The organism is Nocardia sp. bgisy134, from assembly GCF_057708325.1.
The window spans coordinates 64,472-74,714 of the sequence record NZ_JBYIRW010000029.1 but is presented as its reverse complement, the minus strand read 5'-3'; the positions used below and the strand labels follow the sequence as shown (position 1 = coordinate 74,714).

Here is a 10,243-nt window from a genome sequence, read left to right as displayed (position 1 = left end):
CTTAACCCCGATCAATCGGTGAGGCAACTTTTACAGCTTAGCGCGGCCAGTAACCCGAAACCAAATCGGGGTCCCAATCGAGCTAGTGTGACCGTCAGGCGCTCCTCGTACTACCTCGTTTCCCGGTCCGCGCCCAGCCTCTCGGCTTGGCGTCTCGGCTCCGGGTCGGTGTCCGTGTCGCTCTGACTTGAATAAAGTTACGTGTCTGCGTTCACGATGTCAAATCGCCTGGTCAATACGGGTTTTCGACGACCGGAGATCAACACCGCCTGCGGACAAGATCGTTCTGGACCGCGGACAAGATCAATCCGGCGCCCCGACCCGCTCCACCAAACCGCCCAATGCCTGCAGCTGCTCTACGAAATTGGGGTAACCGCGGTCGATATGGAAGACGTCGTGCACCTCGGTGGTGCCGTCGGCGACCAGACCCGCGAGCACCAGACCCGCGCCGGCCCGAATATCCGACGACCACACCGGCGCGCTGGAAAGCCGCGGAATACCGCGCACCACCGCGTGGTGACCGTCGGTGCGGGCGTCGGCGCCCAGCCGGATCATCTCCTCCACGAAACGGAACCGCGCCTCGAAGATGTTCTCGGTGATCATCGACGTGCCGTCCGCGATGGCGGCAAGGCCGATGGCCATCGGCTGCAAATCGGTCGGGAAACCGGGGAAAGGCAGGGTCGAGAAGTTCACCGCGCGCGGACGCTCCGGCTGTACGACACGGAAGCCGTCCAGGTCGAAGGAGATTCGCGCGCCGGCCGAACGCAGCTTGTCCAGCACCAGTGAAAGGTGCTTCGGGTTCACGCCGGTGACGCGCACGTCGCCCATCGTCATGGACGCGGCGATCCCCCACGTCGCGGCGACGATGCGGTCGCCGATCACCCGGTGATCGGTCGGGCGCAGCCGCTTCACGCCTTGGATGGTGAGCACCGAGGTACCCGCGCCGCTGATCCGGGCGCCCATCTGCACCAGCATGTTGCACAGGTCGACGATGTCGGGCTCGCGCGCCGCGTTGTCGATGACCGTCTCGCCCTCGGCCAGCACCGCGGCCATGAGGATGTTCTCGGTGGCGCCGACCGAGGGGAAGTCCAGCCGGATCCGCGCGCCCTGCAGTTCGTCGGCGCGCGCGACGACGCAGCCGTGCTCGATCTCGCTCGTCGCGCCGAGCAGGCGCAGGCCTGCCTGGTGCATGTCGAGCGGACGGGAACCGATCGCGTCGCCGCCGGGCAGCGCGACCACCGCGCGCTTGCATCTGGCCATCAGCGGACCGAGCACGCACACCGAGGCGCGGAACTGCGTCACGGCGGGGAAGTCCGCGTGGTACTTCGGTTCCGCGGGCGTGGTGATGGTGACCACCGAACGGTCGCCAGGTGCGTCGTCCGAGATGACGACCTCGCACCCCAGCCCGCGCAGCACCTCGGCCATCAGCGGCACATCGAGAATGTCGGGGCAGTTCGTGATCGTCGACGTGCCCTCGGCAAGCAGGGCTGCGGCCATCAGCTTGAGGACGCTGTTCTTAGCGCCTCCTACCGCGACCTCGCCGACGAGCCGATTGCCCCCGGTGACCAGAAACCGTTCGCTCACACTGGGTAGCTTATCCACCGTCGACGATGCGCACGCGCGTGTACGCGATCCCGGTGTGCTCCGACACGATCCGAAGGGGCGATATCCCGGCTATTTCTTGCCGCCACCGGGCTGCCACAGAATGTCGCCCTCGGGATTGGTGTACCGGCTCAGGATGAAGAGCAGGTCCGAGAGCCGATTGAGGTACTTCGCCGGGAGAACGCTGGTGTCCTCGGGATGCGCCGCGACGGCCGCCCACGCGGAGCGTTCGGCGCGCCGGGCCACGGTGCGCGCGGTGTGCAGCAGCGCGGCGAGCGGAGTGCCGCCCGGCAGAATGAACGAATTCAGCGGCGCCAGTTCGGCATTGAACTCGTCACACCAGCCTTCCAGCCGGTCGATGTAGTCCTGGGTGATGCGCAGCGGCGGATACTTGGGTTCGGCCACCACGGGGGTGGAGAGGTCGGCGCCCGCGTCGAACAGATCGTTCTGGAGCTGGCGCAGCACCGTCAGAAGGTGCTCGTCCGGCGCGCCGAGGGCGATCGCGACCCCGATGGCCGCATTGGCTTCGTCGCAGTCCGCGTAGGCGACCAGGCGGGAATCGGTCTTCGACACACGCGAGAAATCGCTGAGCCCGGTGGTTCCGTCGTCACCGGTCCTGGTGTAGATCCGCGTCAGATGAACACTCACGACGCGTCCTCGCTGACGCTCGGCCACGTCGCGCGCGTTGGCACGCTGTGTCGATGAATCACTCGCTGACGCTCGCTCATGCGATTCTCCGCTCGCTATAGACCAGGCATACGGCGGGTGCGGTCCGACGGGCGGGATTCCACCCAGGACAGGAAGGCCGCGCGGGCGCCGCGGTCGAGCGCGAGTTCGTAGTTGCCCTCGGCGTCGGCCACCTCGGTGACGATGATTTCGTCGGTCATGATGTCGTATTCGTCGCCGCGGGGTCCGCGACGGTCACCGACCTCGATGCCACGGCGCCGAATGGTGGCGTCCGGGCCCAGCTTGAGACTGGTGAGTTTGAAGAAGACGAGACGGTCCTCGTCGTAGCGAATGAGACCGTGCCGCCAGCCCTGGCCGCCGTTCGCGGGCAGCACACGCAGGATCGCGGCGGTCCCGCCGCGGCGCAGCATGATCAGTCGGTAGACGGAGATCAACGCCAATGCGACCAGCAGCAGCACCAGAATGATCAAGACAACCATCCCGGTTTGCAATGCTGTCCGTCCTTTCGCTCGGCATCCGCGTCACGAACCGCGGCGGATACCCATCCGTTGCGACATTCAAACACGAGTCTACAAACGGGTGAGCACCTGGGGCTGAATACCATTGTCGGCGGCGAAGATACCTTCGCCGCCGACAATGGGGATGTACACGACCCGTCAGGGTCTTCAGGCGTTCGCGACCTGCTCCACCGCGCGCACACGGGCCTGCGCCGCGCGCTGCTGTTCCTCGGTGGCGGACGTGTCGGCCAGCACCTTGCGTGCCTCCTCGACGTCCACCTCACCGGCGAACTCGGCGGACTCGGCCAGGACCCGCACCGTGGTGGCGGTGACCGAGAAGAAACCGCCGTGCACGGCGGCAACGATCCGCTCGCCATCGGTGGACACGATGTTCACGGTGCCGCCCTCGACCAGCTGGCCGAGGAGCGGCTCGTGGCCCGGCATGATGCCGATCTGGCCCTCGGTGGTCTGCGCGCTGACGAACGACGCCTGTCCGGACCAGAGCAGTCGCTCTACGGCGACGAGATCGACTGACATTTCTGCCATCGGTGACTACTTTCCGGCGATCTTCTTCGCGGCCGCCTCGACGTCGTCGAGACCACCGCAGGAGTTGAACGCCTGCTCCGGGTAGTGGTCGAACTCGCCCTTGCAGACCCGGTCGAAGTCGTCGATGGTCTGCTCCAGCGGCACGACCGAACCCACCTGACCGGTGAACTTCTCGGCCACGATGAAGTTCTGGCCGAGGAACTTCTCCAGACGACGGGCGCGGCCGACGAGGACCTTGTCCTCTTCGGAGAGCTCGTCCATACCGAGGATGGCGATGATGTCCTGCAGTTCCTTGTACTTCTGCAGGATCCGCTTCACCTCGTTGGCCACGGCGAAGTGCCGGTCGCCGACGATCGAGGCCTCCAGGATGCGGGAGGTCGAGGTCAGCGGGTCGACGGCCGGGTAGATGCCCTTCTGCGAGATCGGGCGGGAGAGCTCGGTCGTCGCGTCGAGGTGGGCGAAGGTGGTCGCCGGGGCCGGGTCGGTGTAGTCGTCGGCGGGCACGTAGATGGCCTGCAGCGAGGTGATCGACCGACCACGGGTCGAGGTGATGCGCTCCTGCAGCTCACCCATCTCGTCGGCCAGCGTGGGCTGGTAGCCGACGGCGGAGGGCATACGGCCGAGCAGGGTCGACACCTCGGAACCGGCCTGGGTGAACCGGAAGATGTTGTCGATGAAGAGCAGCACGTCCTGGTGCTGCACGTCGCGGAAGTACTCGGCCATGGTGAGGGCCGAGAGGGCGACGCGCATACGGGTGCCCGGCGGCTCGTCCATCTGACCGAAGACGAGGGCGGTGTCCTGGAGGACGCCCATCTCCTCCATCTCCAGGCGGAGGTCGGTGCCCTCACGGGTGCGCTCACCGACGCCCGCGAACACGGAGGTGCCGGAGAACTCACGCGCGATACGGGTGATCATCTCCTGGATCAGAACGGTCTTGCCGACACCGGCACCACCGAACAGACCGATCTTGCCGCCCTTCACGTACGGGGTCAGCAGGTCGATGACCTTGATGCCGGTCTCGAGGATCTCGGTCTTGCCCTCGAGCTGGTCGAAGCTCGGTGGCTTGCGGTGGATGCCCCACTGCTCGCCGTCGCGGCCGGTGCCCGGCGCGTCGAGGCAGTCGCCGAGGGCGTTGAAGACGTGGCCCTTGACGACGTCACCGACGGGCACCGAGATCGGCTTGCCGGTGTCGGTGACGGTCGCGCCGCGGACCAGGCCGTCGGTCGGCTGCATCGAGATGGTGCGCACGATGTTGTCGCCGAGGTGCTGGGCGACCTCGAGGGTCAGGGTCTTGGCCACCGACGCGAGCTTGATGTCGGCGTTCAGAGCGTTGAAAAGCTCGGGGATCGCGCCACGCGGGAACTCGACGTCCACGACGGGGCCGATGACCCGGACGACGCGGCCTGCGGCGGCGCCGGTCCGGCTCGTGTTGTCTTGAGTGACAGCTGCGGTCATTTGGATTGGTTCTCTTCCTGCGCTTCTAGTCGCGGTCCGAGCTCGACGCCAGCGCGTTCACGCCGCCGACGATTTCGCTGATTTCCTGCGTGATCTGGGCCTGCCGCACCGAGTTCGCCTCGCGCTGAAGCACGCTGGCGAGTTCGTTGGCGTTGTCGGTGGCCGCCTTCATTGCGGTGCGCCGAGCCGCGGACTCGGATGCCGCTGCCTCGAGCAACGACGCGTAGATACGCGTGTTCACGTACTTCGGCAGCAGCGCCGCCAGTAGTACATCAGCGTCGGGCTCGAATTCGTACTGCGCCTGCGGTTCGGCGGTGGGCGAATCGGAGAACGAGTCCGCGCCCATGTCGAAGTTCTCGTCGACGAAGCTCACCTGGATAGGCGCCAGCCGGCGCACCTCCGGGGTCTGCGTCAACATCGACACGAACCGCGTGTACACGATGTGCAGCTCGTCGACGCCCTCGATGTCGCCGGTCCCGTGGGGATGCGGCACCTGGCCTTCCGAGCCCGCCATGAACGCGTCGACCAGGTGGTGGCAGGCCGCCGAGGCGTCGGTGTACTTCGGTTGCTGTGAGAAACCGGTCCACGACGAGACCAGCGGGCGGTTACGGAAGGTGTAGTACGTCAGGCCCTTGTTGCCCATCACGTACAGCACCGGCTCCTTGCCCTCGCCGCGCAGGGTGGTCATCAGCTCTTCGGCGCGCTTGAGCACGTTGGAGTTGTAGCCACCGCACATGCCGCTGTCACTGGTGATCACCAGCACGGCGGCGCGACGCGGGTTGGGGCGCTCGGTCAGCAGCGGGTGGGAGAGGTTCTTCGACGCGCTCGCGAGCTCGGCGAGAACCTTGGTGATCTCCTCCGCGTACGGCTTGGCGGCCGCGACCCTGGCCTGGGCCTTGGAGATTCGCGAGGTCGCGATCAGCTCTTGGGCCTTGGTGATCTTCTTGATCGAATTCACACCACGAATGCGGGAGCGCAATTCACGCAAGCTTGCCACGGTTCACACTCCCTTCATTCGCCAGATTCCAATAGCGCATTGCTCGCCCGATTACTTCTCGACGTGCTTGCGGGTGACGGACAGCGACTCGACCTCTTCGTGGTCCAGCTCGCCCGCCTCCGCCTCGTTCACCACACGGCTGCCGTCGGAGGCGAGGAAGCCCTGCTTGAACTTGTCGGTGGCCGCCTTGATGGCGTCGCCGTTCTCGGCGTCGAGGACCTTGCCGCCCTCGATCGACTTGAACGCGTCGGCCGCGCTGCGGTGCAGGTCCTCGATCAGCTCCACGTTGAAGCGGCGGATGTCGGCGACCGGAACCGAGTCGTAGTAACCGGCGTCGACCAGGAAGATCGACACGATCTGGTCTTCGACCGCGACCGGGGAGTACTGGTCCTGCTTGAGCAGCTCCACCCAGCGGGCGCCGCGCTCGAGCTGCGCCAGCGAGGCGGCGTCGAGGTCGGAGGCGAAGGCGGAGAACGCCTCCAGCTCGCGGTACTGCGCCATTTCCAGACGCAGCGAACCGGCGACCTTCTTCATGCCCTTGGTCTGGGCGGCGCCACCGACACGGGAGACCGAGGTACCGACGTTGATCGCCGGGCGGACACCCTTGTTGAACAGGTCGGACTCGAGGAAGACCTGGCCGTCGGTGATGGAGATGACGTTGGTCGGGATGAACGCCGAGACGTCGTTGGCCTTGGTCTCGATGATCGGCAGACCGGTCATCGAGCCGGCGCCCATCTCGTCGGAGAGCTTGGCGCAACGCTCGAGCAGACGGGAGTGCAGGTAGAAGACGTCACCCGGGTACGCCTCGCGGCCCGGCGGGCGACGCAGCAGCAGCGAGATGGCGCGGTAGGCCTCGGCCTGCTTGGTCAGGTCGTCGAACACGATCAGGACGTGCTTGCCCTGGTACATCCAGTGCTGGCCGATGGCCGAGCCGGTGTAGGGGGCCAGCCACTTGAAGCCGGCGGAGTCGGAGGCCGGGGCCGCGACGATGGTGGTGTACTCCATCGCGCCGTGCTGCTCCAGCGCGGCCTTCACGCCCGCGATGGTGGAACCCTTCTGGCCGATGGCGACGTAGATGCAGCGCATCTGCTTGGTGGGGTCGCCGGACTCCCAGTTGGCCTTCTGGTTCAGGATCGCGTCGATGCAGACGGCGGTCTTGCCGGTCTTGCGGTCGCCGATGATCAGCTGACGCTGGCCGCGGCCGATCGCGGTCAGGGCGTCGATGGCGGTGATGCCGGTGGCCATCGGCTCCTCGACCGGCTGGCGCTCCAGCACGGACGCGGCCTGCAGCTCCAGCACACGACGCTCGTCGGCCTCGATCTCGCCGAGGCCGTCGATCGGCTGACCGAGCGGGTTCACCACGCGGCCGAGGAACTTGTCGCCGACGGGAACCGAGAGCACGTCACCGGTGCGGCGGACCTGCTGGCCCTCTTCGATCTCGGCGAACTCGCCGAGGATGACCGCACCGATCTCGCGGTCCTCGAGGTTCAGCGCCACGCCGAGCACGCCGCCCGGGAACTCGAGCAGCTCGTTGGCCATAGCCGAGGGCAGGCCGCTGACGTGCGCGATGCCGTCGCTGGTGTCGGTGACGACACCGACTTCTTCGATGGACGTCTGGGGGGTGTAGCTCTGGGTGTAGCTCTCGATCGCGCTACGGATCTCGTCGGAGGAGATCGTCAGCTCCGCCATGTTCTTCCTGCTCTCGCTGTAAGGGTCTCGAATGTCGGTGGTTGGCGCCGGGGCCGGCTGAGCCGGGCTACGCCAGTTCGCGGCGCAGCCGCTCCAGTCGGCCGGTGGCGCTGCCGTCGATCACGTCGTCACCGACGCGCACGACCAGCCCGCTCAGCAGGCTCTGGTCGACCTGCACGTGCACCGTGATCGGCTTGCCGTAGATGCGCTGCAGAGAGGCGGCCAGCCGCTCCCGCTGCTGCGGCGTCAGGGCGATCGCGGCACTCACGTGCGCGACGATCTGGTCACGCCGGGCGGCGGCCAGGTCGGACAACTCGTCGAAGGCCACGCCGATGCCGTTGCGCTGCCGGGCCACCGCCTGCTCCGCGAGGGTCACGGTGATGGACTCGGCCTTGCCGGACAGCAGGCCGGCGACCAGCTCGCGCTTGGCCGACGCCGGCTTGCCGCGGTCCGAAAGAGCCTGGTCCAGCTCGGGGTTGTCGGCCACGATGCGGCCGAGCCGGAACAGCTCGTCCTCGACCGCGTCGAGCCTGCCGCTGTCGGCGGCCGACTCCAGCAGAGCCTCCTGCCCGAGCAGCACCAGAGTGTCGACCAGGTCGGAGGTCCGCGACCAGTCCTGGGCCACCGCGGTGGTCAGCACCGCCAGGGTGGCAGGGCTGACCTTGCCGCCGAAGACCCGCTCGCTCAGCTCGGCGCGCACCGAACCGGGCACCGACACGTCCGCGAGCGCAACACGCAGCGAACGCTGGTCGTCCAGAACGGCGACAGCGGCGAACAGTTCCGAGCCCGTCGTGGCGGCAACACTGTCGCTTCCGGTCAGAGCGGCCCGAAGCGCCTCCCGGGACCGGGAGCTGGCCTCGCGGCTCGCTGCGTACATGCTTCTCACTTTCGCTGTATCCAATCTCGTCTGGACGGGACGGCCTGCGTGGTTACGCTCCGCTTCCGCCTCCGGCCGTTGACCCGCTCAGACATGGTTACCTTCCGACCCCGATACCGGCGTCGGTCTCGTCGAGTTCGCTCAGGAACTTCTCGATCGAGGCCGCCTGCTTGGCTTCGTCCGAAACCGACTGACCGATGATCTTCTCGGCCAGGTCGACGGCCGTGCGGCCGACTTCGGAGCGCAGTTCGGTGAGGATCTGCTGGCGCTGGGCTTCCAGCTGGGCGTGGCCCGAGGCCACGATGCGGTCGCTTTCGGCCTGGGCCTCCGAGCGCATCTGCGCAAGGATCTGCTGGCCCTGGGTGCGCGCGTCCTCACGGATGCGCGCGGCCTCGAGGCGGGCGTCGGCCAGCTGCTGCTGATACTGCTGCAGCGTGAGCTGTGCCTCTTCCTGCGCGGCCTCGGCCTTGGCGATACCGCCTTCGATCTTGTCGGCACGCTCGTCGAGCACCTTGGTCAGGCGCGGGATGACGTACTTGTAGAACAGCACCGCGATGATCGCGACGCAGACCACCGACCAGACGATGTCGTACGTTTCGGGGACGAGAGGATTCACATCCTCTCCGCCCTCTGCTGCGAGTACTGCGAACTCGTACATCGGAATCAGAAGATGAAGCCGGCGACGAGGCCGATCAGGGCCAGCGCCTCGGTGAACGCGATACCGAGGAACATGTTGGTACGGATCGTGCCCTGCAGCTCGGGCTGACGGGCGATACCCTCGATCGCCTTACCGACGACGATGCCGACGCCGATGCCCGGGCCGATGGCGGCCAGGCCGTAGCCGACGGCGCCGAGGCCCTTCAGAGTCGACTCGGTGGCAGCTTCCTGGGCCAGGTACGAGAGGCTCATGAGTCTTCTTTCCCTTTCTGTTGCTCACCCGCCGGTTGGCGCGGTGTAGCAGGTCTTCAGTGATTGGTAATGCGGTCAGTGAGAATCTGCGTGCTCGGCGAGGCCGATGTACACGGCGGTCAGCAGCGCGAACACGTAGGCCTGCAGGAAGATGACCAGCATCTCGAACAGCGTGAACCCGAGTCCCGCCAGCAGCGAGAACGGCGAGAACACCTTCATCCACGCGGCGGCGTCGAACAGGAAGAACCAGGTCGCGCTGAAGAACAGCACCAGCATGATGTGGCCGGCCAGCATGTTCGCCATGAGTCGGACGGTCAGCGTGAACGGACGCAGGATGAAGGTCGAGACGAACTCGATCGGAATCAGCAGGACGTGCAGGGCGGGCGGCACGTTCGGCACCACGATGCTGCTGCGCAGGTAGGTGAAGAACCCGTACTTCTTGATGCCCACGTAGTTGAACGCGATGTAGGCGATCGCGGCCAGCACCAGCGGCATGCCGATTCGCGCGTTCGAGGAGATGTTCAATCCCGGAATGATGCCGGAGAAGTTCAGAAAGAGGACCGTGAAGAAGATCGTCGCGATGAGCGGGAAGAACTTGCGTCCGGTTTCCTTGCCGAGGACCTCTTCGGAGATCTGCTCCTTGACGAAGACCAACCCGATTTCGGCGACATTCTGTAGGCCGCGCGGAATGATTCGGGGACTCCGGAATGCCAGCAGCATGACAGCGACCAGCACTGCGGTCATCAGCAGCCGGACCAGCATCAAACGATCGAGTTCGAACGGCGTTCCCTCGAACAGCACAGCTGGAGGGAAGAAGTCGGTTAGCGACGGCGCGTGGAACTCACCCGACGCCAAAGTGGTGACGCTCAGCGTTCTCTCCCGTGTTCGGGCCGCGGGTACGGTCATTCCCGCGGTTCGATCGGACATTGACGATCAATTTGGGTCGACTCAGGTCGGCTCGAAGTTCGTCAGCAGCTGCGCGGC

The 10,243-nt window shown here is 66.3% G+C and carries 11 protein-coding genes; all 11 read right to left on the bottom strand.

Going from position 1 to position 10,243, the window contains the following annotated elements; all coding sequences use genetic code 11:
* Positions 1-303: 303 nt before the first annotated feature.
* The gene (gene murA, locus AC3ERS_RS34210) at positions 304-1,584 is read right to left on the bottom strand and encodes a UDP-N-acetylglucosamine 1-carboxyvinyltransferase (RefSeq protein ID WP_141807119.1); all 1,281 of its coding nucleotides are present in this window, start codon (positions 1,582-1,584) and stop codon (positions 304-306) included.
* Positions 1,585-1,674: 90 nt separating this feature from the next.
* The gene (locus AC3ERS_RS34205) at positions 1,675-2,250 is read right to left on the bottom strand and encodes a cob(I)yrinic acid a,c-diamide adenosyltransferase (protein ID WP_431972296.1); all 576 of its coding nucleotides are present in this window, start codon (positions 2,248-2,250) and stop codon (positions 1,675-1,677) included.
* Positions 2,251-2,345: 95 nt separating this feature from the next.
* Positions 2,346-2,768 carry a DUF2550 domain-containing protein gene (locus AC3ERS_RS34200; RefSeq protein ID WP_431972295.1) on the bottom strand — a complete coding sequence of 141 codons (423 nt, stop codon included), beginning with the start codon at positions 2,766-2,768 and terminating at the stop codon, positions 2,346-2,348.
* Between the two features lie 186 nt (positions 2,769-2,954).
* Positions 2,955-3,332 carry a F0F1 ATP synthase subunit epsilon gene (locus AC3ERS_RS34195; RefSeq protein ID WP_431972294.1) on the bottom strand — a complete coding sequence of 126 codons (378 nt, stop codon included), beginning with the start codon at positions 3,330-3,332 and terminating at the stop codon, positions 2,955-2,957.
* A 6-nt stretch (positions 3,333-3,338) separates the two neighbouring features.
* Complete coding sequence (atpD, locus tag AC3ERS_RS34190) at positions 3,339-4,787, bottom strand: F0F1 ATP synthase subunit beta (RefSeq protein WP_357407918.1); 1,449 nt, start codon at positions 4,785-4,787, stop codon at positions 3,339-3,341.
* 25 nt (positions 4,788-4,812) lie between these two features.
* Positions 4,813-5,784, bottom strand: a complete 972-nt coding sequence (locus AC3ERS_RS34185; RefSeq protein ID WP_431972293.1) for a F0F1 ATP synthase subunit gamma — start codon at positions 5,782-5,784, stop codon at positions 4,813-4,815.
* A gap of 51 nt (positions 5,785-5,835) precedes the next feature.
* Complete coding sequence (atpA, locus tag AC3ERS_RS34180; protein ID WP_431972292.1) at positions 5,836-7,473, bottom strand: F0F1 ATP synthase subunit alpha; 1,638 nt, start codon at positions 7,471-7,473, stop codon at positions 5,836-5,838.
* Positions 7,474-7,540: 67 nt separating this feature from the next.
* Positions 7,541-8,350, bottom strand: coding sequence for a F0F1 ATP synthase subunit delta (locus AC3ERS_RS34175; RefSeq protein ID WP_431972291.1), 810 nt, complete (start codon positions 8,348-8,350; stop codon positions 7,541-7,543).
* A gap of 97 nt (positions 8,351-8,447) precedes the next feature.
* A complete protein-coding gene (locus tag AC3ERS_RS34170; RefSeq protein ID WP_431972290.1) occupies positions 8,448-9,008 on the bottom strand; it encodes a F0F1 ATP synthase subunit B in 561 nt (186 codons plus the stop codon).
* A gap of 5 nt (positions 9,009-9,013) precedes the next feature.
* Complete coding sequence (locus tag AC3ERS_RS34165; RefSeq protein ID WP_067844703.1) at positions 9,014-9,259, bottom strand: ATP synthase F0 subunit C; 246 nt, start codon at positions 9,257-9,259, stop codon at positions 9,014-9,016.
* 75 nt (positions 9,260-9,334) lie between these two features.
* A complete protein-coding gene (gene atpB / locus AC3ERS_RS34160; protein ID WP_488186315.1) occupies positions 9,335-10,165 on the bottom strand; it encodes a F0F1 ATP synthase subunit A in 831 nt (276 codons plus the stop codon).
* Positions 10,166-10,243: the final 78 nt, after the last annotated feature.

Bases quoted from the DNA above. Each gene is read 5' to 3' on its own strand.
- atpA (WP_431972292.1), bottom strand. From the start codon at position 7,473: ATGGCGGAGCTGACGATCTCCTCCGACGAGATCCGTAGCGCGATCGAG.
- AC3ERS_RS34195 (WP_431972294.1), bottom strand. From the start codon at position 3,332: ATGGCAGAAATGTCAGTCGATCTCGTCGCCGTAGAGCGACTGCTCTGG.
- atpD (WP_357407918.1), bottom strand. From the start codon at position 4,787: ATGACCGCAGCTGTCACTCAAGACAACACGAGCCGGACCGGCGCCGCC.
- atpB (WP_488186315.1), bottom strand. From the start codon at position 10,165: ATGACCGTACCCGCGGCCCGAACACGGGAGAGAACGCTGAGCGTCACC.
- AC3ERS_RS34175 (WP_431972291.1), bottom strand. From the start codon at position 8,350: ATGTACGCAGCGAGCCGCGAGGCCAGCTCCCGGTCCCGGGAGGCGCTT.
- AC3ERS_RS34165 (WP_067844703.1), bottom strand. From the start codon at position 9,259: ATGAGCCTCTCGTACCTGGCCCAGGAAGCTGCCACCGAGTCGACTCTG.
- AC3ERS_RS34170 (WP_431972290.1), bottom strand. From the start codon at position 9,008: ATGTACGAGTTCGCAGTACTCGCAGCAGAGGGCGGAGAGGATGTGAAT.
- AC3ERS_RS34200 (WP_431972295.1), bottom strand. From the start codon at position 2,768: ATGGTTGTCTTGATCATTCTGGTGCTGCTGCTGGTCGCATTGGCGTTG.